At 64.3% G+C, this 24,957-nt stretch carries 23 protein-coding genes; 15 read left to right on the plus strand and 8 right to left on the minus strand.

Annotated features, from left to right (window positions below; translation table 11 throughout):
- The first annotated feature begins 258 nt into the window (after nt 1-258).
- From GGC64_RS28785 to GGC64_RS34855, 6 genes are all read left to right on the plus strand, one after another.
- Entirely contained in the window at nt 259-2,601 is a 2,343-nt protein-coding gene (locus GGC64_RS28785) for a CoA transferase (RefSeq protein WP_225952665.1), read from the plus strand.
- 80 nt (nt 2,602-2,681) lie between these two features.
- Nucleotides 2,682-3,704 (plus strand): VOC family protein, encoded by a 1,023-nt coding sequence (locus GGC64_RS28790; RefSeq protein ID WP_192726011.1) that lies wholly within the window; start codon nt 2,682-2,684, stop codon nt 3,702-3,704.
- 4 nt (nt 3,705-3,708) lie between these two features.
- Entirely contained in the window at nt 3,709-4,689 is a 981-nt protein-coding gene (locus GGC64_RS28795) for a zinc-binding dehydrogenase (RefSeq protein ID WP_192726012.1), read from the plus strand.
- 235 nt (nt 4,690-4,924) lie between these two features.
- On the plus strand, nt 4,925-5,710 hold the full coding sequence (locus GGC64_RS28800) for a fumarylacetoacetate hydrolase family protein (RefSeq protein ID WP_192726013.1): 786 nt from the start codon (nt 4,925-4,927) through the stop codon (nt 5,708-5,710).
- Nucleotides 5,707-6,477 (plus strand): 2-keto-4-pentenoate hydratase, encoded by a 771-nt coding sequence (locus GGC64_RS28805; RefSeq protein WP_192726014.1) that lies wholly within the window; start codon nt 5,707-5,709, stop codon nt 6,475-6,477. Before GGC64_RS28800 ends, GGC64_RS28805 begins: the two co-directional genes overlap by 4 nt.
- Nucleotides 6,401-6,733 (plus strand): 4-oxalocrotonate tautomerase family protein, encoded by a 333-nt coding sequence (locus tag GGC64_RS34855; RefSeq protein WP_225952667.1) that lies wholly within the window; start codon nt 6,401-6,403, stop codon nt 6,731-6,733. The genes GGC64_RS28805 and GGC64_RS34855 overlap by 77 nt, the downstream gene beginning before the upstream one ends.
- Before the next feature lie 20 nt (nt 6,734-6,753).
- Here the strand turns inward: GGC64_RS34855 and GGC64_RS28815 are convergent, their stop codons facing one another.
- Nucleotides 6,754-8,316 (minus strand): AMP-binding protein, encoded by a 1,563-nt coding sequence (locus GGC64_RS28815; RefSeq protein ID WP_192726016.1) that lies wholly within the window; start codon nt 8,314-8,316, stop codon nt 6,754-6,756.
- A gap of 181 nt (nt 8,317-8,497) precedes the next feature.
- On the opposite strand from GGC64_RS28815, the gene GGC64_RS28820 reads away from it, so the two are divergent.
- From GGC64_RS28820 to GGC64_RS35375, 4 genes are all read left to right on the plus strand, one after another.
- Complete coding sequence (locus GGC64_RS28820; RefSeq protein ID WP_192726017.1) at nt 8,498-9,550, plus strand: LLM class flavin-dependent oxidoreductase; 1,053 nt, start codon at nt 8,498-8,500, stop codon at nt 9,548-9,550.
- A 102-nt stretch (nt 9,551-9,652) separates the two neighbouring features.
- Nucleotides 9,653-10,873, plus strand: a complete 1,221-nt coding sequence (locus GGC64_RS28825; protein WP_370582387.1) for an acyl-CoA dehydrogenase family protein — start codon at nt 9,653-9,655, stop codon at nt 10,871-10,873.
- A 20-nt stretch (nt 10,874-10,893) separates the two neighbouring features.
- Complete coding sequence (locus GGC64_RS28830; RefSeq protein WP_225952624.1) at nt 10,894-11,496, plus strand: TetR/AcrR family transcriptional regulator; 603 nt, start codon at nt 10,894-10,896, stop codon at nt 11,494-11,496.
- A gap of 1,524 nt (nt 11,497-13,020) precedes the next feature.
- Nucleotides 13,021-13,203, plus strand: a complete 183-nt coding sequence (locus GGC64_RS35375; RefSeq protein WP_370582388.1) for a mechanosensitive ion channel domain-containing protein — start codon at nt 13,021-13,023, stop codon at nt 13,201-13,203.
- Between the two features lie 951 nt (nt 13,204-14,154).
- Here the strand turns inward: GGC64_RS35375 and GGC64_RS28835 are convergent.
- The 7 genes from GGC64_RS28835 to GGC64_RS28865 all read right to left on the minus strand — a co-directional run bounded on the left by GGC64_RS28835 (nt 14,155) and on the right by GGC64_RS28865 (nt 19,077).
- Entirely contained in the window at nt 14,155-14,625 is a 471-nt protein-coding gene (locus tag GGC64_RS28835; RefSeq protein WP_192726019.1) for a hypothetical protein, read from the minus strand.
- Nucleotides 14,600-14,971: a hypothetical protein gene (locus GGC64_RS28840; RefSeq protein ID WP_192726020.1), complete on the minus strand. Its 372-nt coding sequence runs from the start codon at nt 14,969-14,971 to the stop codon at nt 14,600-14,602. Before GGC64_RS28840 ends, GGC64_RS28835 begins: the two co-directional genes overlap by 26 nt.
- Nucleotides 14,972-14,985: 14 nt before the next feature.
- A complete protein-coding gene (locus GGC64_RS28845) occupies nt 14,986-15,570 on the minus strand; it encodes a flavin reductase family protein (RefSeq protein ID WP_192726021.1) in 585 nt (194 codons plus the stop codon).
- Nucleotides 15,567-16,400 carry a mycofactocin-coupled SDR family oxidoreductase gene (locus tag GGC64_RS28850; protein ID WP_192726022.1) on the minus strand — a complete coding sequence of 278 codons (834 nt, stop codon included), beginning with the start codon at nt 16,398-16,400 and terminating at the stop codon, nt 15,567-15,569. The genes GGC64_RS28845 and GGC64_RS28850 overlap by 4 nt, the downstream gene beginning before the upstream one ends.
- 17 nt (nt 16,401-16,417) lie before the next feature.
- Nucleotides 16,418-17,164: an IclR family transcriptional regulator gene (locus GGC64_RS28855; protein WP_192726023.1), complete on the minus strand. Its 747-nt coding sequence runs from the start codon at nt 17,162-17,164 to the stop codon at nt 16,418-16,420.
- Entirely contained in the window at nt 17,161-18,360 is a 1,200-nt protein-coding gene (locus tag GGC64_RS28860) for an LLM class flavin-dependent oxidoreductase (RefSeq protein WP_192726024.1), read from the minus strand. The genes GGC64_RS28855 and GGC64_RS28860 overlap by 4 nt, the downstream gene beginning before the upstream one ends.
- A gap of 114 nt (nt 18,361-18,474) precedes the next feature.
- Nucleotides 18,475-19,077 (minus strand): TetR/AcrR family transcriptional regulator, encoded by a 603-nt coding sequence (locus GGC64_RS28865; RefSeq protein WP_192726025.1) that lies wholly within the window; start codon nt 19,075-19,077, stop codon nt 18,475-18,477.
- A 157-nt stretch (nt 19,078-19,234) separates the two neighbouring features.
- Here GGC64_RS28865 and GGC64_RS28870 point away from each other — a divergent pair, with 157 nt between their 5' ends.
- The 5 genes from GGC64_RS28870 (at nt 19,235) to GGC64_RS28890 (ending at nt 24,956) form a co-directional block, all read left to right on the plus strand.
- Nucleotides 19,235-20,140 carry an acetaldehyde dehydrogenase (acetylating) gene (locus GGC64_RS28870; protein WP_192726026.1) on the plus strand — a complete coding sequence of 302 codons (906 nt, stop codon included), beginning with the start codon at nt 19,235-19,237 and terminating at the stop codon, nt 20,138-20,140.
- Complete coding sequence (gene dmpG, locus GGC64_RS28875; protein ID WP_192726027.1) at nt 20,137-21,162, plus strand: 4-hydroxy-2-oxovalerate aldolase; 1,026 nt, start codon at nt 20,137-20,139, stop codon at nt 21,160-21,162. The genes GGC64_RS28870 and dmpG overlap by 4 nt, the downstream gene beginning before the upstream one ends.
- Nucleotides 21,159-22,613 carry an aldehyde dehydrogenase gene (locus GGC64_RS28880; protein ID WP_192726028.1) on the plus strand — a complete coding sequence of 485 codons (1,455 nt, stop codon included), beginning with the start codon at nt 21,159-21,161 and terminating at the stop codon, nt 22,611-22,613. Before dmpG ends, GGC64_RS28880 begins: the two co-directional genes overlap by 4 nt.
- A gap of 94 nt (nt 22,614-22,707) precedes the next feature.
- Complete coding sequence (locus tag GGC64_RS28885) at nt 22,708-24,009, plus strand: LLM class flavin-dependent oxidoreductase (protein ID WP_192726029.1); 1,302 nt, start codon at nt 22,708-22,710, stop codon at nt 24,007-24,009.
- Nucleotides 24,010-24,044: 35 nt separating this feature from the next.
- Nucleotides 24,045-24,956 (plus strand): alpha/beta hydrolase, encoded by a 912-nt coding sequence (locus GGC64_RS28890; protein ID WP_192726030.1) that lies wholly within the window; start codon nt 24,045-24,047, stop codon nt 24,954-24,956.
- Nucleotide 24,957: the final 1 nt, after the last annotated feature.

Here is a 24,957-nt window from a genome sequence, read left to right on the forward strand (position 1 = left end):
CGCCACCGAGACCCTGTCTCTGTTCACCGCACGAGTGTCGCCGCCAAACGGCAGGCCCCCTAGTGCGGCGTTTCTGTCAGCGAAACGGGTGCGGTAGACGCCTTCATCGCGCCCTTCAATGCGTACCCGCAGGCATAGCGGCAACGATTTGACCGCCAGTCAACTTTGTCTTGACTCGCGGTCAAATTCTGTGTCATGGTCCTCAGAACAGGCCACCCCTGGCGTGGCGAACCTGCGGACAAGGAGGTCGCAGCGACGATGTCTTCTGCCACCCGACAACCACCGAATCGACCTGACCTAGGCCGCCCACTTGAGGGTCTGCGCGTAGTGGACTTCGGCCAATGGCTTGCCGCACCGCTGGTGGCGGCGTGGTTCGCCGACGCTGGCGCCGACGTCATCCGGGTCGACCCGCCCAGTGGGCCACGGTGGGTTCATCCCGCTAACGCGATGTTGCAACGTGGCAAGCGCAGCATTGTCCTAGACCTGAAATCAAGTGCGGATCGGACCACCGCACAGCAGCTCGTTGCGCGCGCTGACATCGTGCTTGAAAGCTTTCGCCCTGGCGTCATGGATCGACTCGGCCTGGGTCCGGAAGCGATGATCTCCGCGCACTCGAGATTGATCTACTGCTCCATGCCCGGCTTTTCTGCCGATGATCCCCGCGCGGGGCTTCCAGGCTGGGAAGGCGTGGTGGAGGCGGCGGCGGGTCTCTACCTGTTCCCGGGCTGCATCCCGATGAACTACGTCGGCGACCGAAGCGGCGAGCCGATTTTCGATGCCCTGCCGTTGGCGTCGTCCTACGGGGCATTCGTCGCCGCGCATTCCATCGTGGCGGCGCTGATCGTGCGAGAGCGGACCGGTCGTGGACAGCGCGTCGAGGTGCCGCTTTTCGACGCGACGTTCGAACTCATCGGGGCCAACGTGATGAAGACCGAGCGGCCCAGGCCTGCGCCGACAGCTCCGAAGGTCGGGCTCCAACATCCCCAGTTGGGTCACTATCGCTGCGCGGACGGCAAATGGCTTGAGCTGTGCCTATTCCAGGACAAGCATCTTCGCTGGTTCGCTGACGCGTTCTTGCCGCAGGAGTACATCGATGACGGCATGGGTGACGCCGATCGCATGCTCACCGATCCCGACCTGCAGGTCCGAGCGAGGGAACGCTATGCCCGCCTTTTGGCCAGCCGCCCCGCGCGGGAGTGGGAGATCGCAATCAATGAGGAGAGCGGCGCCTCGGCCGCGCTGTGTCAGTCTGTCGAGGAGTGGCTGACCATCGACACCCACGCCCGTGATTCGGGCGCGGTGATCGATTTAGACGATTACGAGTATGGGCCCACCGCGCAGGCGGGATTCCCGATCAGGATGTCGAGGACGCCGTGGCAGGTCTCGTTCCCCCGAAGGCCCCTAGATGCCGACCGGGACGCCATCCTCGCCGAACTCAGGACCCCACAGGACGAATCCTCACCGCTGCCATCCGTCGCCGTCGACGATCCGAAGCAGGCGCTCGCCGGCTTCCACGTGTTGGACGTTGCCCAAGTGCTCGCCGGTCCGACGGTCGCACGCATCCTTGCCGAGTACGGCGCTGAAGTCGTCAAGGTCCACAGCCTCGTGGATCGCCAGCTGGCGATGCACCTGTATACCAACAGCGGCAAGAGGTCAATCATGTTGGATCTCAAGACCTCCGAGGGGATGGAGGTCTTCCGTAAGCTGAGCAACGACGTCGATGTCATCGTGCAAAACTTCACGCGCGGCGTCGCTGATCGCATGGGTATCGGCGAGGCGGCAGTTCGCGAATACAACCCCGGTGTCGTGTACGTTTCGATCAGCGCTTTCGGACACGAGGGTTATCGCGGAGGTTGGCGGGGGCGCGAACAGCTGGGGCAGGGTCCGACCGGAATCCAGCTCCGAGTGGGCGGCGACGGTGAACCCATCATGTCGCCCTACCCCCTCAACGACTATGGGTCAGCCAATCTGGCCGCGTTCGGTGCGCTCCTGGCGCTGTATCACCGGATGCGCGGCGGTGAGGCGCAGCATGTCCAGTCCTCTTTGACCCACAGCGCAACGTTTCTGCAGATTCCGTTCATGGTCGCCTTCCCCGGCCGGGTGTGGGATGAGCCCGCGGGGCCGCAGGCGAAGGGATGGGGTCCTTGGGACCGGCTCTACGCCGGCTCCGATGATTGGTTCTACCTATGTGCGCCAAACGGTTTGGACGCCGTCCCGGACCTTGCAGGACTCGACGAAGACCAGCTCGCCAAGCTGTTCAGATCGGCTCCCGCTAGACAGTGGGTCGATCGGCTCGTCGCTGCGGGAGTGGGGGCGCATGTTCTGGTCGACCAGTCCGACCTGATGGATGATCCGCTGGCACTGGCTCGAGGCTTGGTCATCGACCGCGAACACCCCGGTGAGGGCCGGATCCGAATGGCGGGCCCATCCGCGCGCCTCAGCCGCACACCCGCGCGTGCGACTCGACCGGCGGGCCGGCCGGGATCAGAGACGACGTCTGTGCTCGAAAGCCTCGGCTTCGACAGCCAAGACCTCATCGCGCGCGACATCGCTCGTGACGGTCTGCCCGAAGGCACCGAATTCATCGGATTGTTCCGCTGACACGCCTGCACGGACACCAGGCACAATCCGCCCCTCGAACCCACCATCTCCACCCACCAACACCACTGAAAGGCTCTCCGATGACCGCAAACCCGCGCTTCGAGTTGGCTCATATGGCACATGCCGAGCTCTACACCCCCGACCTTGATGGCAGTTTGTGGTTCTTCACCCAGCTTCTCGGCATGCGCGAGACAGGCCGCGATCGCGGCTCGGTCTATCTGCGGTGCTACGAAGATCCCTACCACCACAGCCTCAAGCTCACCGAACGCGACCAGCCCGGTCTTGGCGTCGTCGGATGGCGTGCCACCTCATCTGAGGCCCTTGAACGGCGCGCGGCTGCCCTCGACGCTGCTGGACTCGGTCACGGCTGGACGAAAGGCGACCTCGGAGTGGGTCGCACATTCGCGTTCCAGAGCCCCGACGGGCACCCTATGGAGCTGGTGTGGGACATCGAGAAGTACACCGCCCCAGACGATCTGCGCAGCCGCATACTTACCCGTAAATCCAAGCGCCCACTGCAGGGATTGCCTCCTCGACGTCTCGATCACATCAATCTGATGGCCTCCGACGTGACGGCCCAGAAGGAACTGTTCGAGCAGACGCTGGGGTTCGAAACTCGCGAACGCGTCATCGACGGAGCCAGCGGCGGCACCGAAATCGGCGCCTGGATGAGTGTCAACGTGCTCGGCCACGAAATGGCGATCATGCGTGATCAGACCGGAGCCAAGGGCAGGCTGCACCACCTGGCATTCTGGTACGGCGTCCCGCAACACAACACCGATGCCGCCGAGCTCTGCCGCGAGTACGGCATCCAGATCGAGGCCGGACCCGACGTGCATGGCATCACCCAAGGTGCCTTCCTTTATGTCTTCGAACCCGGCGGGAATCGCATCGAGCTCTTCGGCAATTCCGGCATTCTGCAATTTGAGCCCGACTACGAGACGGTCACGTGGGACCTTGCCGACTTCGACACCGGCCTAGCCATTGGCGGCGCCGCCCTACCGGCAGAGACCTACTTCGTCTACGGCACACCGGCACTCGACAACCAGGCCAAGCTGCTCGACGGCTGGAAAGACCGTGCCCTCGTCCACACCGCACGGTAATCGGATGGCTTCGCGTTCCATCGTCTGGACAGATGCGGGGATCGTCAGTGTTGAGACCACTGAAATACCTGAACCCGGCCCCGCACAGGTGCTCATCGACGTCGCATACTCTGTGGTCAGCCCGGGAACCGAAAGGGAATGGCTGGGCAGCGACCAGTCCCACGTTGTGCTGGGTACAACGTTCCCGTTCGTGCCCGGTTACAGCTTGGCCGGCACGGTGAACTCGGTGGGTGCAGGCGTGACCCGGTTTCGACCCGGAGATCGAGTTGTGGGCTCTCCGCTCTTTGGTGCTCACGCATCCCACACGCTGGTCGCAGAGGACCTGACGTTCGAGATTCCCGATGGCGTCTCATTGCGGCAGGCGGTCTATTTCAACCTGGGACGCAGTGCCGCACATACCTTGTGGCTGTCGGGCGTTCGTCTGGGAGAGTCGATCACCATCGTCGGCCAGGGGCCGATCGGGACGTTGGCGACGCAGATCGCCGCAAGCTATGGCGCCCATCCCATCATTGCAGTCGAACTCGACGAGAACCGTCGAAGTAGAGCGCTTTCCGCCGGCGCCACGTGTGCAGTGGCCCCGGCAAGCCCCGAGTTCGCCGAGATCATGGCCTCTATTGGCGGATCGCAATACGCAGTGGATCTCTCGGGCTCGCCCAACGGCCTTGCAACCGCCATCCACGCGACTGCGCCCCTGGGCAACGTCGTCCTATCCACGGGCATGAACGTCGACCTGACCATCCCCTACGGTGAGGTCTTCCTCAAGGGCCTGACCCTGGTAGGCGCCTTCGTCAACGCACGCACGGAGCGCTCCGCTGCCGACATCGCCACCTTCCTCGATCTGGTGCACCGTGGATCAGTCCACGTGCCAGATGGATCAGACGAAACCTTCGCACCGGAGCAGGCCGCTGAGGTGTATAGACGCGTCCTCGTCGGCGACCGCACTTTGACTGCTCCCGTTTTCGACTGGACGTGCAGCACCAGTTGAGAATACGCACGGTGTTACTGCGCTGGACCGCCCGAGTAGCCGATGATGTGTTGAACATCATTGCACCGCTGCATATTCGGTGCGATCCGTGCGGCAGGATTCATCGGCCCGGCGGCGAGCAGGGGTGCCTTCGGGACTGCGGCGATGCCTCTCGTTCCGCTGAGGGAAACGCGTGCCCTGACTTCGCCAGAATCCTGCGCGACGATAACCGCGACCTCAACTAGGAGAATCGATTGTGGACCCGACAGATGCGCGCGCCAAGGCTCAAGCGCTCTACGACGCTCGCCAGGCCCGAACAGCGATAGCGCCGTTCACCGACGCCGAACCGGACCTCGGCATGAGCGACGGATACGCCGTACAAAAGGAACTCGTCGATCTCCTTATCGCAGAAGGGGATTCCATCGTCGGCTATAAAGTTGGCCTGACGTCGGAGCCCATGCAGCGCATGATCGGCGTCAGCTCGCCCGACTACGGCCCGGTCATGGCGTCCACGTTGTACCGCGACGGCGACACAGTGTCGCTCAGCCGGCTCATCGCCCCCAGGGTCGAAGGTGAGATCGTGTTTGTCCTAGGCGAGCGGCTGGCCGGCCCCGGCGTCACCCTCACTCAGGCCAGGGCCGCGATCGCCGGCGCGGTGGCAGGCATCGAGATCGTCGACTCGCGGATCGCCGATTGGCGAGTCCAGCTCGCCGACACCGTAGCCGACCTGGCCTCGAACGGGGCGGCCGCGGTGTCGAGCAGGATCGTCGCGTTGCGCGACACCGAGGCCAGACTGATCGGCATGTCGCTCACCCGCAATGGTGAGTTGATCGATACCGGGGCGGGCGCCGCGGCGCTTGGCGATCCCGTGGCAGTGGTTGCATGGCTCGCAAACGTGCTGGGGGCGAACGGAATCGCCCTCGAGGCCGGACACCTGGTGATGACCGGTGCACTTCACGCGGCGGTCCCGATGGCCCCCGGCGACGTTTTCCGGGCCGAGTTCGACCGGCTGGGGCCGGTCACCTTGGCGGTGTCGGAATGACCACACAGACCAACGTCCGTGAGTTGGCAGCTCGGCTGACCAAGGCGGCCGCGGACCGCACGTCGATTACACGCCTCACCGACGACCATCCTGAACTGGACCTGGCGACCGCCTACCGGGTTCAGGACGAATTGCGTTGCGGGACAGGGCCGATCGTCGGCTGGAAGCTCGGCGTGACCTCGCGGGCCAAACAGGCTCAGGTAGGTGTGGACTCCCCTGTCTACGGGTTCCTCGCGGCTACGGCGATGCTTGATGTGGGTGAGCCGCTGGACACCTCCCGACACATCCAGCCGCGTTGCGAGCCCGAGATCGTCTTCGTTCTGGGTCGTGACCTGGCAGGTGAGCACGTCAGCGCCGTCGACGTGCTCGCAGCGAGTGCTGGGGTGGCTGTCGGCATCGAAGTGCTCGATTCCCGGTACGCAGGCTACGACTTCACCATGGCCGACGTCGTCGCCGACAACACTTCGGCAGCCAGATTCGTGGTCGGTGCGCCAGTCCCTCCGACTGGAATCGACCTGCGACTGGTCGGGGTCGTTCTGGAGAAAAACGGCAAGGTCGCCGCGACCGCCTCGGGCGCGGCGTCGCTCGGGCACCCCGCTGCCGCCACCGCGTGGTTGGTCCGGCAGCTCGCTGCAGCGGGCGGCGGCTTGCGCGCCGGCGACGTCGTGCTCTCCGGCGGGCTCACCGCGGCTGTTCCAGTGGCGCCGGGCGACGTGGTGGTGGCGTCGGTGGACCGCTTGGGCTCAGTCGAACTGGGTTGCCGATAGCCGTCGCAACGGCCGCGTACATCAGGTTGGAAATCATGGAGAGGACGACGACATGCCGCTCATTCAAGTGACCCTGGCCAAGGGCCGCACACCCGAACAACTCGACGCGCTGGGCAAGACCCTCACCGCCGCCGCCGTGCAGGCGATCGGCGCCCGCCGCGAGTCGATCAGGGTCGTACTCACCGAGTGTGAACCCGAGCACTGGTTCGCCGGCGGAGAATCGCTCGCTGCGCTACGCGCCTCCGGGCAGCGCTGAAACGGCGCCGCGGCGCTCAATCAATCTGGCGCACGTCGCGTTTCGCAATGCGCCGCACGCAGTGCCTTTTTGTCGATCTTTCCGACCGATGTCTTCGGCAGCTCATCGGTCAGATGAATCACCTTGGGCGCGTAGTGTGGCCCCTTGCGTCGCCGAACAAGGGCGATCAGGTCGTCGACGTCGACACCGCTGACGCGTGGCACGACGTAGGCCGTGACCTGCTCTCCCCACTTCGGGTGCGGCACACCGATTACCGCCGCCGATACAACCGCCGGGTGGCTGGTCAGGACATCCTCGACTTCCTTCGGGTAGACATTGAACCCGCCCGAGATGACGAGATCTTTGAGTCGATCCACGACGTAGTAGAAGCCGTCGGCGTCGCGGTAGCCGACGTCCCCCGTGTGCAACCAACCGCCGGCCAACGCCTGTTCGGTGAGCGCAGGTTGCTTCCAGTAGCCGGACATGACCGCCGCTGAGCGCGTGCAGATCTCGCCGATTTCTCCATCGGGCACCGGTTCTCCGGCGTCGTCCAGCACGGCGCAGACGAAGCCGACCGCAGGGCGTCCGCAGGAGCCCTTCAGCCGCTCCAGCGCGGCACCGTCCTGCTCGTGCTGGCGCAATGTCATCATCACCCCGCCGCTTTCAGTCTGCGCATAGCCCTGAAGTAACACCGGACCCAACCGCTTCCGCGCCTCGACCACGCGGGCGGGTGCCATTGGCGCCGCGCCGTAGGCCAGCGTCTCCAGGCTCGACAGGTCGTAGGTCGCCGTTTCCAGGTGGCGGAGCAGTTCGTAGAGCATCGTCGGGACGGCGAGCGTGTAATTCACGCGGTGCTCGTCGATCGCCGAGGCGTACGCCGCGGGTGAGAACGACTCCTGCAGGATCACGGTGCCGCCCCGCACGAGAGTCGGCAGCAGCGGCAACACTGCCGCATGGGTGATCGGTGAGGCCGCCAGATAGCGCGGATAGTGGGGCATCCCGGCGGAGGCCAGCCATGACTGCACCTGCTGGACCATTGCCCGCTGCGACAGCATGACGCCCTTCGGCACGCCGGTCGTGCCGCCGGTGTATTGCAGCCATGCGATGTCCTCGGCTTCGACACCGTGTCCAGTCAGGGGCGCGGGTTCAAGCCGTTCGATCAGGCTGGTGAGATCTCGGCCGACAGACGCAGGCCCGAGGGTGAACAGGTGCTCCGCGGCGCTGCAGCGGCTGATGAGCTCTGCGCCAGTCTCGGCGTGGGAAGGACTCACCACCAGGACCGTCGCCTCGGAATCCTCGATGACGTGCACGTGATCGTCGCGCGAACCTAGGGCGTGCAACCCGGTGAACCGGGCTCCCATCAGATAGCACGCCGCCTGCAGGAGCCAAATCTCGGGTGAGTTAGGACCGAGTGCTACGACCCCGCCTCCCCTGCCGACACCGTGGTCGGCCAGCGCTCGGATCAGTCGCCCGGTCACGTCCGCGGCATGCGAGTAGGTCATCTGTCGCTCGCCGGCAACGAAGGCGACCCGGTCGCCGTGGCGTTGAAGCGCCTCCGCGATCACGTCGGCGTAGGTGCACTCCTGCCGAGCATGACCATTCACCGATGCGCCTCCTCATGTCGTGTTCGGTTCCGGACGCCGCGCCCCATCTGACGTCCCAAGACAATGAAAACCCCAAGTTTGACCACGAGTCAAGAAATTTCTTGACTCGTGGTCTAATTCTGGGCAATGCTCGATCGGACGAGGTCGCCAAGGCGGCGAAATCCGGGACGAGGAGGTCCTCTTGAAGTTCGGAGTCATCTACGACTTGCGGAATCCGCCGCGCGAGGATTGGTATCAACCGTGGCCGGAGTTCTACGGCGCGGCCTTCGAACACATGCAAGAGGTCGAAGGGCTCGGCTATCACTCCATCAGCCTGGCCGAACACCACGGGGATCCGGACGGCTTCAACCCCGGCCTGCCGGTGACGCTGACCGCCGCGGTCCACCACACGAACAGCATCCGAATCGGGACCAACATCATCCAGATGCCCTTCTACCACCCGGTGATGCTGGCCGAGCAACTCGCGGTGATCGACATCTTGTCGGGCGGACGGCTGGACGTCGGCCTCGGTCAGGGCGGTCAGACGTTCGACATGGAATTCGCCATGTTCGGGGTGAACCCCCGGTTACGACCCAGCCTCCTTGAGGAGGGTATCGACATCATGCAGCGGTGCTGGCGCGATCCGGAGCCGTTCGATTTCCACGGTAAGCGGTGGGATCTCGAGGGCGTCTGGCTGAACCCTAAGCCGCTGCAAACTCCGCTGCCGCTATGGGTAGTCGCGGCGTTTTCCGAGAAGGCCATGGATCGGGTGGCCAGTCGTGGACTCGACGTGGGTGCGGTTGGCGGAATGATCCTGAACCTCACCCCTGGCAGCGAGGTGTGGCAGAACTGGTTGTCGAGTTGGCGCGAGTGTTGCGTTCGCAACGGGCGCGACCCGAACTACGCGCGGATCAACACCTTCGGAACGTGCTTCGTCACCGACGATCCGGAGCGGGCGTGGGCGAAACACCGGGAGGGCCTGTTCCACAGCTTCAACTATCGGCGCCAGGGCATTCACCCCTACAGCGAGGTGTTCATGGACGCAGTCCCCCAGACGCCGGAAGAGATGCCGGGGTGGGAGCGGGTGTTTCAGACCCCGGAGCAGGCCATCGCGGAGTTGCGCGGCACCTACTCCGAGGGCGCACCCAGCGAGCTCCATCTGGTGGCGACGAAGGCCGGCATGAGTTTCGCCGAGTCCGCGGAGTACCTGCGTAACTTCGCCGAGCAGGTGATGCCAGCGGTTCAGGATCTCTAGCGTGATCAGATCCCACTGCCGGAGTCCAGGCGGGCTGCGAAAACGCCCGCCTATTCACGCACACCAGGTTGCAGCATCGAGCCTAGCCAGGGAGAACCAAACGTGGGCATCGACCAGCACGAAGTGCAGTCTTTTCTCGACGGCGGACACAGCCTGCCCTGGGCGCTCGACTCGGATCACTGTGATTGGCAAGCGGTGGTGCGGACATTCGCGCGCGAGGTCGTCGAGCCCGGTGCCGCCCAGCGCGCGGCCGAACGTACCTTCGACCCGGACCTGTGTCGTGAAGCCGGCAAGCTCGGCGTCTTCGGGCTTCTGGCGCCCACCGAATATGGCGGCTCGAATGCTGACCTGCGGACGCTGTGCGTCACCGTCGAGGAGGCAGCCGCCGTGGACGTCTCGTTCGCGGCGACGATCCACGTACAAGCGATGAGCGTCGCCCTGCTGGCCCATCTCGCCGCCGATCGGCCGGACCTTCTAGCCGAGGTTATGCCGGAAGCAGCCCGAGGTGACGCGTTCATCGCCTTTGGGTTGACCGAGTCGTCCGGTGGATCGGACACGCGCAACCTGCACACCCAGGCCTGGCGCGACGGCTCCGACTGGATCATCTCAGGATCGAAGGAGTTCATCAGCAACTCTGGAACGCCCTTCTCCCGGTACGTGATCGTCTTCGCGGTCACCGGCGAGAACCCGGACGGGCGTAACGAGATCTCCACGTTCCTGGTCCCCCTCGACGCGAAAGGCGTTACCGTCGGCAGCGACTACGACAAACTGGGGTGGCGGTCCGCCGACACCCACCCGGTCTACCTCGACGAGGTCCGAGTCCCAGAATTGGCGGCGCTGGGTCGACCAGGACAGGGGCTGCGCGCCGCGTTGTCGTTCGTCACCTGGGCCCGGATAGCCATCGCGGCGGTCGGAACCGGCGTGACGCGAGGCTGTCTTCGCCACGCACTCGAACTCGTCGGACACCGCGAGGTGTTTGGTCGGCCGCTGACTGACTTCCAGAACACCGGCTTTCGGCTGGCCGACCTCGTCTCACTCGCCTCCGTGGCTCGCCTGCTGACTTACGACGCGGCGTGGAAACGTGATCGCGGCCTGCCGATCGAGCGAGAGGCCGCGACCGCCAAACTCGTCTCCTCGGAGGCGGCCAACGACGCTGCAGCGATCGCGACACAGCTGGGCGGCGCACGGGGCGTCGTGGGCGGCGGCATTGCCGCACGCGCCCATCAGGACGCGCGGATCCTCACCGTGGTCGAAGGCACCTCCGAGATACAGCGACTGTTGATCGCCCGTTCGCTCGGGCTGACAGCCCGCGACGGGAGCTGATCTTTGCCCGGACAAGCCCCATGACGAGGTCAGGAGCGACTTCAAAGGGCAACGACAAGCATCGGCGGCTGATTGAAGCAGGGATTGAGCTGATGGAGGAACAGCCCTATGCGGAGATCACCGTCGCGATGGTCGCCGAGAGGGCGAGGATGGCGCGCAGCCTCGTCTTCTACTACTTCACCGATAAGGAGGCGTTGTTCCGTACCGTCGTGCGCGACTTCCTCGACCGGGTGCGCCAGCTGTTCGAGGTGAACGATCTGTCGGACGTGGCAGATCCGACGGTGTGGCTGCGCCGTGAGGTGGACATCTTCCTCGACTTCATGACAACTCATCCGCAGGCCATGGCGACCATTGTGAGTCAGGGGTGGGAGGTAGAGCCAGACAGCGCGGGCTCAACGATGATGGACTTCACCGCGGGCCGCGTGCAGCAGGCATTCGGCTTGCCTACCCAAGATGAGCTGCTGGATGCCGCCTTGCGCAGCTGGGCCTATCACTGTGTGGACCTCGCGATCCGAACGCAGAAGTCGTCTCTGCAGTCGGAGCGAGCAGTCATCGCCGCCCTCCTCGTCGACCAACTCGAGGCGGTCTTCAGCACCCTCCACGCCGCCGAGCGAGCTAGTTGACGAGTTCCTAAAATTTTTTGACTATGAGTCAAAAAAGTCTTGACTCACGGTCAAATTCTGTGTCATCGTCAAGGACAGGCCGCGTAGCGGCGGTGAACCCTGGACAAGGAGGTCCAAGTGAAGTTTGCAGTGGTTCAGGGTCGCTATACGCTCCCGAGGTTCGGACACTCTTCGGCGAACAGCCCGAACTCGACAGGAATCATTGGAAGATCACGGCCGCGCGGGTGCGACGTGAGCGCCGCGCAAGCACTGGCGACCGTTGCGGGCCCCGACACCGCTGCCCAGCGCCGCGTGTGTCAGAGCTCCATTACCGCTGGCGACGGCGTACGGCTGGCTTACACCGATCATGGCGACGCCACCGCGCGGTGCACCGTTACTTTCCTGCACGGGCTTTGCCTGTCCCGAGGGTCGCGGACGCGCCACATCTCCTATCTGGCCCGCCGTTACAGCGGTGCGGTGCGAGTCGTCAGTTATGACCACCGCGGCCACGAGACGCCGAGCCGTCCTTGGCCAGCGCGATGCGCCGCCCGAACGGCAGAAGCAAACCTGCGTGAAAAGCTTGGTTGGGAAACGGAAAGAGGACGCCGTTCGCCGTGCGATCACGATCTGCGCGCGTGCCGATATAGGGCTGCGCCGCGTGTGGGTGTACACGGTATTGAGCCGCAGGCGTGGCTATGCAGGCTGCGACACTGACCAAGCCGCTCACCTTTGCCGGATTGGTGAGTCGGTCATCGTGCGACGAACGCCAGCAATCAGACGACGCGTCGATCGGAAACTGGCTTTGAGCACTCTGGGGACAGTCGTATAGCGGAGGGCATACGCAGCGCGACGGAGTGCGACAACGGATCAGCGGCAGTCGATCGACGGCGGGCATCAACCTGACGGCCGGATCGGCAATACACACCACTTTGAAAGGAAATGTAAACGGTGACAACAAATATAGCGCTAAAGATGAGCTCGAGCCGGCACGGTCATGAGTTTCGAGATTTCGCGGCGTCTATTGGCGGCGGGCTTTCGTCGGCACTCGGGGCGGGCCGGCGAGTGGACCCCCAGACGATGTAAGGCTATAGCGATGTGGATCCTCATCAGCAGTGACGGTCAACGGCTGGCAAACATCCGGTCGGAGGAAGATGCTCGCCGTACCGCCCACACTCTGGGCATGACGCAGATGCGCGGCCCCTATTCCTGGGACGTGGTCGATCACGTCGGGCATCGCTTCGTTGTCGAGATCAGGCACCGACCAGATAGCAGTCAGTCATGATTGTCGGACGCCATCCGCGCCTTCCAGTGATCGGCGACACCGTTCTGTCGCGAATGAGCTATCGACGCGGCACCGGAATCATCGTTGACACAGACGCGATTAGATACAAGGTCTACTGGCGCGACGGCAGGGACACCCTGTGCTGGCACACACGCGGTGAATTAGCAGTTCCACGAATCGATTACGGGCGGCGATGGCCGTGACAATCTACGTAGCGCGCTGCGCTCGGTAGCACGCCTTCGGAAGGTTTGGAGGGCAGCAAGATGCGATTCTCGATAGGCGACCAGGTCCGCGAAGGTACTCGCGTCGGCACTGTGACTGACGTGGGAACCGTGCTCGTTCAAGTGAGGACAAGCATGGGCACTTCGCGGATGGTATGTCCGTGGGAATTGGTCAGAGTGCCGCCTACACATGAGGGACCCGCGACCCGCCACCCCACGCGGTGAGCTAGAGGCGAAGCGGTCCTTGATGTGAGGCACGAACAAGAAACCAACCTGGCATGGACGCTCATCGATGTTGCTAGACCACACATGAGTATCGGTGCATGCAATTACGCCGTCGTCGCGGTCGGCGCCGGCGACGCGTTTGCGGCGATTCGCCAACTCCTCAAACTGGTTGCTGCGAGGCGCATCCCGCTTAGGCCGCATCTAGTACAGTCGTGCACGACATGGCTTGACGCGTATGTGTTTCATGAGGAATACGACCATCTTCGCGGTCTCATCGAAGGCTTCTTGATGCCGCAAACGATACAGGCCTCTATAGCGATCAGCCGACTGTCGACGTCGTCAAGATATGGTCCCCCGGCTCGCCGGCAGGAGAGGCAGAGAGCGGCGTCCGGTTCCGTCCAATAGGCGAAGTGCTCAGTGGGTCTACATTCGACGCTGCAACTGATCCGGGGTCGATAACACCTCAGTGGCGCAACTGGAGAAGTTGGCGCCCGCGATGCTGTAAGTGTGAGCGAACGACCGTGGCGGCTGAGTAGATCGAATCCTGAAAGCGCAAGGCTCACAAAGGGCATCCGACTACCAGCGGTTTCAGATCTTCGCAAAAATGACACGAGCGTGAGACGATCCGGATGTCATTGAACCGCCGGGATTTGATGCCGGCTTCATGGTTGAGGCGCCGCCGGCTGGGACGCATCAAACCGGGAATGGCTCAGTGGCCCCATCCGACGGTCAACGCCAGGGTCCACGGGCAACGCACGTGATTGCACCGCGTTCATCGAACTACGACATTCTCACGCGCAGACAGATCGAGGTCATCGAGCTGATTGCGCACGCCGACACGAGCAAGTAAATCGGCGCGCGAATTATCTTGTTAGGAGGGACGGCGAAATCTGGCGTGCATGCGATTCTGCGCAAGGCCAAGGCAGCTAACAGGGGCGAAGCCGTATTTCACTACATCCGCATGTCGGGCGACTGATGATGGCGTTCCAATGCCAACTGGTCGGCACCGTCGGGGCCTGGTCGCACCTGAACGGGAACCAAAACCACGCCATCGGCGATGCCGAGGGAATTAATGTCGGAGAGCAGGCCGGCCAGACCCGTCGGGGTACCAACGTAGTGCAGCTTGCTGCTGAGATTCGCGCGTGACCGAGAATCGATTTCGTCGTATGTGCGCAGGGCCTCACCAGCGTCGTCGTCCAGGATGACGTCGATATCGATGAGCACCGCTTGCGGTCCCGGCACGGTCTCGCGGTATCGTGCCGACTTCCTCGCGGCGTCGCGCAGATCGCTGGCGCGGATGCGTCTGAGACGACTCTCATCGCAGATTCGACTTTCAGTGACGTCGGCGGTCGGCCCAAACCACACAGTGGCGGGCCCCGCGCCCTGCACGGTCGAGCTACGGATGTTTGCGCCGATGGTCATCGTCGTCCCCCTTCGATTGCTGGTCTGACGAGACTTCCGTGTCGATATGCGCGCGAACTGCGCCGCCTTGGTCGACCCAGCCGTGGGAGCTGGCGTAGGCGATCATGTCGTCGAAAGCCGTTCGCCAGTCCGCATTTCGGGCACTTTCGCCCGCCAGAGTGCGTAGGGCATCGACTTGGATGTACGCGTGGTGATCGTCGTTGAGACGCCCCCATGCGGCGAGGGTGGCGCGCAGCCGGTCCATATCTCGTTCACCTGTGATCCGGATCGACAGTTCGCCGAAGTTCTCTCGGTCGCGAAGCTCAACGGCCGCCGGGGTGGGGACCATGTCGACGTGCAAGTACACGGTGGACTCTGCTTTCAGGTTCGTTGAAGGCGTTGTGGGGAAGCTTGTTCGAGATGCCAGTCCAGCGTTCGCCGGAAGTAGACCATAGGGGCGCTGGCGCCGATTTCCACGAACTCGACGTCGCCGATCACGATTGTGTGATCGTGATGCTCAAACGAGGCGCTGCGGCGGCACCGCAGGTAACCGAGCACCGAATGCAATTGGGGCACATCGCGATCCCACTCCCAGCTCAAGGTGGTGAACTTGTCGTCAGAGCTTCCGGCGAGTGCCACGGCCACATCGGTCTGTTCGCGTCCGAGCAGGTGGACACCGAACGTGTCGGTCCTTAGTAACGGATCGCGGGTACGTGACGTGTGCGCCAATGACACCAGAATCGATGGTGGTCGATCCGAGTAGGAGCTGATGGACGTTGCGAGCATTCCGCGCGCCATACCGTCTTCACTCACGGTGATCGCCGCCACGCCTGCCACGAGTTCGCTCATTGCCGAACGGAACTGGTGCATTGCCTCGGCTGCCCCATCGACGAAGGAGTGATCGCCGTCGGCGGACACGGCAGCCGAGGACGGGGTTTCCTCTCTGGCACAGGACAATTCGGTCACTTCACGGAATATCCGGCGTCGACTGGCATGGCGACCCCGGTGATGTAGCGGCCCTCGTCAGAAGCGAGGAAGAGAACAGCGTTGGTTACGTCGTCGGCCACGAGGTAGGGGACGGGAAGAGCGTTCAATGCTTGGAAAACCGGCAAGACATCCGCCTCGGTCGGATCGTCGAGGTCCGGACGGAACAGCTTGTAGCTGACCGGGTTCAGCACCATCGGGGTCGCCACCGTGGTGGGGTTGATCGTGTTGACGCGAATGCTGTACTCGGCAAGCTCGAGCGCCAGGGTCCGCATCAGACCGGTGAGACCGGCTTTCGCGGCGCCGTAGGCCGCCATGTTGGGCACAGACTTCAGGCCGATGGACGAACTCATGATGACGATCGCGCCCCCGCCGCGGTCGACCAGGTGTGGAATTGCCGGCCGGATGGTGTGGAAGGCGCCGGTGAGGTTGGTGTCGATGACCGCGGCCCAGTTGTCCGGGGTGATGTGCGCGGCAGGTCCCGGAAGTCCCGAGATTCCCGCGTTCGCCACGACCACGTCCAGCCCGCCGAATTCTCGGGCGCCGCGGTCGACGAGGTCGGCTACCGCGTCGGCATCTCGGACGTCCGCCACGGTGGCGACTATTCGCCGGTCGAACTTCTCGACTAGCCGAACGGTCTCGGCGAGATCCTCCGGGCTTGCCGCGGGGGTTCCTTGTGCCGGCACCGGTCCGGCCACGTCGAACGCGATGATGTCCGCGCCCTCCGCCGCCAGCCGGACAGCCTGGTTTCGGCCCTGACCGCGTGCGGCGCCGGAGACGAGGGCGACCTTATTGGCGAAACGTTCTGTCAATGTCTTCCTCCCTGCGGTCACGTCAGTTGACGAGTGGCTTCGGCTGCGGCCGATTGGACTGCGTGGACCGCTCGTCCGTGCCAGATGTCATGGGTCCTGGCCGTGACGGAGAGCGCAGCTATGGGCCGTCGGTTTCGGTCGAAGACTGGGGCGGCGACGCAGCTGATCCCGACTGCGCACTCCTCGTCGTCTCGGGCGAACCCGGACCGCCGCACGGCCTCGAGCTGACCGAGGAACAGCCCGGGAACGACAACGGTTCTGGGTGATCTCCTGTGCAGTCCCCGCGTCAGTACCGCGCGGACGGAGTCTGATGGCGTGTGCGCGAGGACCGCCTTACCGACCGCCGTGCAATGGGCGGGTAGCCGACCGCCCACACGTGACGCAATCGGCGGTTCACCGGGTGCGGCGAGTTTCTCGAGGTAGACGATGTCGGTCGCGTCGAGGACGGCGAGGTGCACCGTCAGCCCGGTGCTCTTCTGGAGTCGACGCAGGACCGGGCCCACTGTCGGCCCGATGCGGTGGTGCTGGGGGACGAGTTGCCCCAGTTCGAATAACCGCATCCCGAGTCGATAGCCGTCGTGATGACGTTCGACGAGTCCCCATCCCGCAAGTTGATTCAGCAGCCGGTAGGCGGTTGGTTTCGGCATGCGGGTTCGGGCGTGGATCTCCGCGAGGGTCAGTGCACCGTCGCCGGCCTCGAATGCGTCCAGCAATCCGACAGCGCGCCCGAGCACGGTGTTCGGATCGGGTGCAGGCCCGGTCACAGTGAACTCACGATCGGGAGGTCGATCCCGTCCAGTTGCTGCTTACGCCATGCCTGATGTTCCGCCTCGCGCTCGCGGAACTCGGGAATTACTTCGGTCGCCCAGATCTCCAGTGATTCCATCTGGTGCTCGTGCTGCGTCCACCCGAACTGTTGGCTGAGGAGTAGACCGTCGGCGTGCGTCGCCTCGATCTGCCGGGCGAACTCGCGAGCGCGTTCCGGTCCGCACATCATCGTTCCGGGGAGGTCGGCGAAGTTGTTGCCCAGTTCAATCAAATAGGACGGCAAGCCGGAGTCTGGACGGATATCGCCGCGACCCGCTTTGAAATCCTGGAATGAATTCCAGAGGTGGTGAGAGGGGTCGCCGATGCGGGCCATGGCGCCGCCGGTGAGTCCGAAGCCGTAGTACTCGAGGCCTTCGCGGGCGCGCTCGACGGCCAGTGCGTCGGTCGGCGCCAGCAGTCCCAGGGTGAAAGTGAAGATGGCGGGGTTGATTCCCCTGCCCATCGGCGTCACGGCGCCCGATCGCAATGTGTCCCAATACAACTGGACCTCCTTGGCGACGGCCTCGGGCCCCGCCAGGGTCAGCATGAGCTGTCCTAGTCCGCGTGCCGCGACCCCTGGTGCCATATTCGGCACCGCGGTCGACGTCCACAGGGGTGGATGGGGTGACTGGAAAGATTTCGGTACAACGTTTCCCGCCGGGAATCGGAAGAACTCGTTGTCTACACCCGGCCACACGCCGGTCGAACAGAGCACGTCGATCGAGATCTGTGCGGAGGCGTCGGATCGCTCCTGCTTGCGGGAGATGTCGCCTTTGAGCCAGTGTCCGATTTCAGAAGTCGTGCCTGGGCCGAACCCGAATTCGACACGGCCGCCCGAGAGTTGGTCCAGCGTGGCGATGCGCTCTGCGGTGCGGATGGGGTCGTTGTGCGAGGCGTGCACGATCCCGGTGGCGATCCGGATCCGGCTGGTCGACTCGGCGAGCGCGCCGAGTATCACCTCGGTGGCCGAGTTGTGGGCGTACTCCGGCATGAAGTGGTGTTCGCCGAGGAATGCGTAGTCGAACCCGAGGCTATCCGCGAACCGGATCTGTTCGAGCATGTCGGTCAGGACCTTGCGCTCCTGTCCGGGCTCCCAGTCGTCCCGGCCGGGCGCCTTGGGCACCATCGGGTTGTAGAAGACGCCGAACTTCACTGGGACCTCCTCGTCCACGAGCCCGCCGACGCTAGCGGCCTGTCTCTAGAGGACGATGACACAGAATTTGACCGCGAGTCAAGAACTTTTTGACTCGCGGTCAAACTTAGCGGTTCAAACCGCTCGCTCAGCGGTGTCGAGGGTGCGCAACACCGCTTCCAGTTGATCGACGAGTAGGGCGGCGATGACTGCTCGCTCCGACTGCAGGGACGACTTCTGCGTTCGGATCGCGAGGTCCACGCAGTGATAGGCCCAGCTGTGCAAGGCGGCATCCATGAGCTCGTCCTGCGGAGGAAGGCCGAAAGCTTGCTGCACGCGGCCCGCAGTGAAGTCCATCATCGTGGACCCTGTGTCGTCCGGCACAATTTCCCACCCCTGACTCATGATGGTCGCCATGGCCTGGGGGTGATCAGTCATGAAGTCGAGGAAGATGTCCACCTCGCGGCGCAGCCACACCTTCGGATCCGCCACATCGGAGAGATCGTTCACCTCGAAGAGCCGGCGGACCCGGTCGAGGAAGTCGTGGACGACGCTGCGGAAGAGCGCCTCCTTGTCCTCGAAGTAGTAGAAGACAAGGCTTCGAGCCATTCCTGCCTTCTCGGCGACCAGGGCGACGGTGATGTCGGCGTAGGGCAGGTCTTCCATCAGCTCAAGCCCCGCCTCTACCAATCGCCGGCGCTTGTCGTCCGCCTTCGAACTCGCTACCGCCCTCGTCATGAGGTCAGGTTATTGCTTCGTTCGAGAATCCGGCAGCAGCCGCGCTGACTACGCCGAACGCGGGGTCGTACGGCGAAAAGTGGCTGGTTGCTTATCGCGTTTCGCTGACAGATACGGCGCGCTAGGAGCGTCCGCACCTGGCAGCGACACTCGTGCCATGAAGACAGGCAAGGTACCGGCGGCCATCGTCGGGCCGGGCAACATCGGGACGGATCTGCTGGCCAAGCTGCAGCGAAGCGACTCACTGGAGGTGCGGTACGTCGTCGGAGTCGTGGAGTCGGAGGGCTTGGCGCGAGCGCGGGCGCAGGGTATCGACGCGAGTGCGGAAGGGGTCGACTGGTTGCTGCGGCAGGACCCGCTGCCCGAGATCGTGTTCGAGGCGACGTCGGCAAAGGCACACCAGGACAACGCCCCTCGCTACGCCGAGGCGAGCATTCAGGCGGTGGATCTCACCCCCGCACACCTAGGACCCATGGTGTGCCCGCCGGTCAACCTATCCGACCACATCGCTGCACCGAACGTCTCAATGATCACCTGCGGCGGGCAGGCCACCATCCCGATGGTCCGCGCCGTCTCCCGTGTTACTCCTGTGCCGTACGCCGAGATCGTCGCCTCGGTGGCGTCGCGAAGCGCGGGTCCTGGCACCCGAGCAAATATCGACGAGTTCACCGAGATCACCGGGCAAGCAGTCGCCGATGTCGGCGGCGCGGAGCGGGGTAAAGCGATCATCATCCTCAACCCGGTGGAGCCGCCAATGATCATGCGGGACACCGTGTTCTGCATGATCGCCGCCGAAGCGGACAGAGCGGCGATTGCGGCCTCGGTTCACGAAATGGTGGCCGACGTTCAGCAGTACGTGCCGGGGTACACGCTGCGAGCCGAACCCCAGTTCGACGAGCCGCGCCAGTCCTGGGGAGGGCACGCTCGCGTGGCGCTGCTGCTCGAGGTGAAGGGCAACGGCGACTACCTGCCGCCCTACGCCGGCAATCTGGACATCATGACCGCCGCGGCCGCCCGTGTGGGCGAGTTGATGGCGAGGGTGAAGTTGGAGAAGGCCGCATGAGGCCGGACCTGAGCCGTGACGTGCGCATCGTGGACACGACCTTGCGCGACGGCAGTCACGCCGTGGCCCATCAGTTCGCCGAGACCGAGATTCGCGACACCGTACGAGCGCTCGACGCCGCGGGGGTCGAGGTCATCGAGGTGGCGCATGGGGACGGGCTGGGTGGGTCCTCGTTCAACTACGGGTTCTCTCACACCGATGAACTCAACTTGATCGCTGCTGCCCGCGAGGAGGCCACCCAGGCCAAGATCGCCGTGCTGCTGGTACCGGGAATCGGAACCGTGAAGCACCTCAAGCGCGCCCGCGACGCCGGTGCCGACATGGTGCGCATCGCGACGCACTGCACCGAGGCAGATGTCTCGCCTCAGCACTTCGCAGCGGCGCGGGACCTGGGCATGGAGACTGCGGGATTTCTGATGATGGCGCACCGGTCGTCGCCAGAAGATCTCGCCAAGCAGGCACGGATCATGGTCGACGCGGGCTGCCAGGTCCCTTACGTCACGGACTCGGCAGGCGCACTTCTGATGCACGAGGCGAAAGCCCGCTTCGAAGCACTGCTGGCCGAAGTCGGCGACGAGGCGTGGGTCGGCTACCACGGGCATCAGAACCTCAGCTTCGGTGTCGCCAACTCGGTGATCGCTCATGAGGTTGGAGTCCGCTACATCGACGGATCCCTGTGCGCGCTCGGCGCCGGCGCGGGCAACTCGCCGACCGAGGTGTTGGCTGCGGTGTTCGACCGTCTCGGGGTGGACACCGGACTGGATGTCATGGGTCTCCTGCACGCAGCTGAGGACGTCGTGAGGCCGTACCTGAACCGCTGGCCGAGTATGGACCGCAACGCCATCGTGCAGGGCTGGGTCGGCGTCTACTCATCCTTCCTGCTGCACGCCGAGACTGTGGCAGAACGCTACAAGGTGCCTGCCCACGAAATCCTCAGGCGCTGTGGTGATCTGGGTCTGGTAGGCGGCCAGGAAGACATGATCATCGACGTCGCCGTAGAGCTGGCGGAGACGCGCTCATGATCACGGCTGGACACGTCATCGACGGCGAAGAGCGCGAATCTGTGGACGGCGGCCGGTTCGCCTCCGTGGACCCATGGACTCAACAGCCCTGGGCCGAGGTCGCCCTGGGCGGTACCGGCGATGCGGACCTTGCCGTAACGGCGGCCCGCCGCGCGTTCGACGAAGGCCCCTGGCCGCGAATGGGCCACGCTGAGCGTGGCGCACTGCTGCATCGGCTCGCCGATCTGATCGACGAGCACGGTGAGGAACTCGCCCTCGCAGACTCTCACGACATGGGAAAGCCGGTCGCCGATGCCAGGGGCAAGGACGTGCCGCGCACCGCACAGAACTTCCGGTTCTTCGCCGACCACGCCCGGCTCGCCGCGTCGGATGCCTATCCGAGCGACACCGGACACCACGCCTACGCGCGCTTCGAGCCCGCAGGAGTGGTCGCGGCGATCGCGCCCTGGAACTTCCCCATGATGCTGGAGTCCTGGAAGGTCGCACCGGCACTCGCCTGGGGCAATACCGTCGTGCTCAAGCCCGCCGAGGACACCCCCATCAGCGGGACGATCCTGGCACGCCTCGCCCTGGAGGCCGGGATCCCGGCAGGGGTATTCAACGTGGTGCACGGATACGGGCCCGGTTCGGCCGGCGAGGCTTTGACCACCGACCCGCGCGTCGATCGGATCACGTTCACCGGCGAGTCCGGCACCGGGCGGGCTATCACCGCCGCTGCTGCGCGAAACCTCACCCCGGTCAGCCTCGAAATGGGTGGCAAGGGTGCCAACCTCGTCTTTGCCGACGCCGACCTGGACACGGCGGTGGAGTGGTCGGTTCGCGCGATCTTCACCAATGCGGGGCAGGTCTGCCTGGCTGGTTCGCGGCTCTACGTCGAGCGCAGCGTAATCGACGATTTCACTGCGCGATTCGTGGCCGCGGCTGAGGCCCTGGTACTCGGCGACCCGCGCGATTCTGCAACCCAGGTGGGGCCGCTCGCATCGGAGGAGCACTGGCGCAAGGTCTGCGGCTACCTCGACGACCCTGGCGGGACGGTGGTCACCGGTGGGCGAGGTGCCGGCTGGACAGTACGGCCCACTGTGGTCACCGACGTCCCCGCCGACAGTCGACTGCAGCGGGAGGAGATCTTCGGCCCCGTCGTGACGGTCACGGCGTTCGACTCCGAGGCCGAAGCGGTCCGACTGGCCAACGACTCCCCCTACGGCCTCAATGCGATGGTGTTCACCGACAACCTCTCGCGCGCGCACCGCGTCTCGGCGGCCCTGCGGGCGGGCACGGTCTGGACGAACTGCTTCTTCGTCCGCGATCTACGCGCACCTTTCGGCGGCATGGGCGACTCCGGATGGGGCCGTGAAGGCGGCAACTTCTCCCGCGAATTCTTCACCGAACCCAAGACCGTCGTTATGGCCATCCGCCAGGCCGCCGGCCCGGCCATGACAGGCACCCCATAACCCGGCGGCCCGCGTCGGCACCGGTCCGCGGAGCGCACATCCATAGATCGCATCCAGCCTTCCGGCTCGGAAGTCACCTTCGGAAAGGACCCCAATGATCGAGTTCTCATGCATACACAACGGCGGGACCGACCTGCCGATTGCCAGAGCCGATGAGGCGGGTGACGTGACGTATGCGGTGGGCGACTTGGCTGCTGGTCACCGCGCCGCCCAGCGGACGGTCATGCAGCAAGTGGAGCAGGCGGTCCTCGCAGAGGAACTCGGCTTCCACTACTACTTCATGACGGAGCACCATTTTCAGCCAGAGGGCGCCGAGTTCTCTCCTGCCCCCATCGTCGTGGGTGCCGCTATCGCTATGCGCACCAAACGGATCCGAATCGGTCAGATGGCAAACATCCTCGCTCGACACCACCCGATCGCCCTCGCCGAGCAAGCCGCGATGCTCGACGTGTTAAGCGGGGGACGGCTGGAGTTCGGCGTCGGAAAAGGCGGCGGGCCGCGCGAGACCGAGGTTTTCGGGCAGGTATACGGCTCCTCTGACCTTGATCCGGACCGCGCTCAGGCCTATTTCGACGAGGCACTAGAAATCATCATGAAAGCCTGGACCGAGGACTCGTTCTCCTACCACGGTGACTTCTACGCGATCCCACCGAAGTGGAATCGGTGGGAATCTGAGATCACCCGCGCCTACTTCTCACAGCCGGATGTTGCCAAAGACGTCTCCGACATTGTGGAGTCACGCAACGGCAAGCGCTACGTGCGCGAACTGTCGGTGTATCCACACCCACTTCAACAACCGCATCCGCAGGTGTGGATGACGGGGCTGAGCGCGAACTCCGCGCGCGAAGCCGCGCGGCGCGGCTTCAATCTCTGCCACCTGGGTGCGGGCCCCGATCAGGTGCGTCAAGTGCTTGAGACCTACCACGGTGCGGCCGAGGCGGCCGGCTGGCCCGACCGCAACTCGCACGGCCCAGTGAAGTTCGGCTGGGACTCACACGCTAAGCGCGGCGTTGCCTTCCTCAGGTGGATCCACATCGGCGACGTCTCCCCAGAGCAGCGAAACGGGCTGTTCCACTTCCCGAACTATGTAGCGACCTCGCTGATCGACGGTATCCACCTGCCCCACGGTGTGCAGCTCACCGGGTCGCTGTTCGAGCAGATGGGGGTGACGCTGCACGGCAGCAAGGAACGCATCATCGACGGGCTGATGACCGACTTTCAGGTGGGTGGATTCGAGGACTATCACGTCTTCCCGGTCTTCGAGGCCGCTGGTATGACCGGCAAGGAGGCAGAAGACCAGATGCACATGTTCGCCGAGGAGGTGATGCCCGTGCTCCAAGCCGAGTGCGGCGGGTCGCCCGCCAATCCCGCACTCATCGAACCTGACCTGACCTGACCCCGACCGAAGCCCGACAAGAAATGGTGATCGCTGTGCCGAGTTCCGAATCTGAAGCGCTCCGAAAGTATTTCGAGGACAAGCGACAACTCTTCGCCGATAATCCTGACGTGTCCTTCGCCGTCAGGCGCGCCCTGATCGAGGACATCCACGAGTGCACCGCCGAACCCACCGACGTCACTTACGCCGAGGTCGAGATCGATTCCCGGGACGGACTGTGGTGCCTGCCGCGAGCCGCCCGGCCGGACAAGGTCATCCTGTATCTGCACGGTGGCGGCTTCGCCCTGCAGAGCATTCACAGCCACCGCAAATTAGCCGGTCATCTCGCTAAGGCTGCGAGAAGCCGGGTGGCGCTGATCGATTACCGTCGCACTCCAGAGCATGTCTTCCCGAGCCAGATCGAAGACACGATCACTGGATACGACTGGCTCCTTGGACAGGGCTATGCCGGTCGTGACATAGCGATCTGCGGTGACTCAGCGGGCGGAGGGCTCGCGGTGATGGCATCGGTGTGGCTTCGCGACTCGCTGCGTGAGCTGCCCGCCGCCGTATGCGCGTTCTCGCCGTGGGTTGATCTGGAATGTGCTGGTGAATCAATGCGGACCAATGCGCATCTGGACGCCTTCATTACCCGCGAACTCGCCGAGCAGCTCACCGCGTTGTATTTGGGCCCTACTGGCTCGCCCACAGACCCGAAGGCCAACGTTTTTCACGCCGACCTCGACGGTTTGCCGCCCACCTTCGTGGCGGTGGGTGGACACGAGGCATTACTCTCCGACGCTGAGCGGCTCGCAGAGCGCCTCATGAATGCGGGGGTCGACGTCTCATTCGATGTCTGGCCGGCACAGCAACACGTGCACGCCTTCATGGCCGGCCGCGCCGCAGAAGCCGACGACGTGATCAACGCGGCTGCGGCGTGGATCGGAAACCATTGGAACGCAGGGTAGT

Origin of the sequence: Mycobacterium sp. OAS707 (assembly GCF_014873705.1) — a bacterium.
In the GTDB taxonomy this organism is placed as follows: Bacteria; Actinomycetota; Actinomycetes; order Mycobacteriales; family Mycobacteriaceae; genus Mycobacterium.

Bases quoted from the DNA above. Each gene is read 5' to 3' on its own strand.
- GGC64_RS28785 (WP_225952665.1), top strand. From the start codon at position 259: ATGTCTTCTGCCACCCGACAACCACCGAATCGACCTGACCTAGGCCGC.
- GGC64_RS28790 (WP_192726011.1), top strand. From the start codon at position 2,682: ATGACCGCAAACCCGCGCTTCGAGTTGGCTCATATGGCACATGCCGAG.
- GGC64_RS28795 (WP_192726012.1), top strand. From the start codon at position 3,709: ATGGCTTCGCGTTCCATCGTCTGGACAGATGCGGGGATCGTCAGTGTT.
- GGC64_RS28805 (WP_192726014.1), top strand. From the start codon at position 5,707: ATGACCACACAGACCAACGTCCGTGAGTTGGCAGCTCGGCTGACCAAG.
- GGC64_RS28830 (WP_225952624.1), top strand. From the start codon at position 10,894: ATGACGAGGTCAGGAGCGACTTCAAAGGGCAACGACAAGCATCGGCGG.
- GGC64_RS35375 (WP_370582388.1), top strand. From the start codon at position 13,021: ATGCGATTCTCGATAGGCGACCAGGTCCGCGAAGGTACTCGCGTCGGC.
- GGC64_RS28835 (WP_192726019.1), bottom strand. From the start codon at position 14,625: ATGACCATCGGCGCAAACATCCGTAGCTCGACCGTGCAGGGCGCGGGG.
- GGC64_RS28865 (WP_192726025.1), bottom strand. From the start codon at position 19,077: ATGACGAGGGCGGTAGCGAGTTCGAAGGCGGACGACAAGCGCCGGCGA.
- GGC64_RS28870 (WP_192726026.1), top strand. From the start codon at position 19,235: ATGAAGACAGGCAAGGTACCGGCGGCCATCGTCGGGCCGGGCAACATC.
- dmpG (WP_192726027.1), top strand. From the start codon at position 20,137: ATGAGGCCGGACCTGAGCCGTGACGTGCGCATCGTGGACACGACCTTG.
- GGC64_RS28880 (WP_192726028.1), top strand. From the start codon at position 21,159: ATGATCACGGCTGGACACGTCATCGACGGCGAAGAGCGCGAATCTGTG.
- GGC64_RS28885 (WP_192726029.1), top strand. From the start codon at position 22,708: ATGATCGAGTTCTCATGCATACACAACGGCGGGACCGACCTGCCGATT.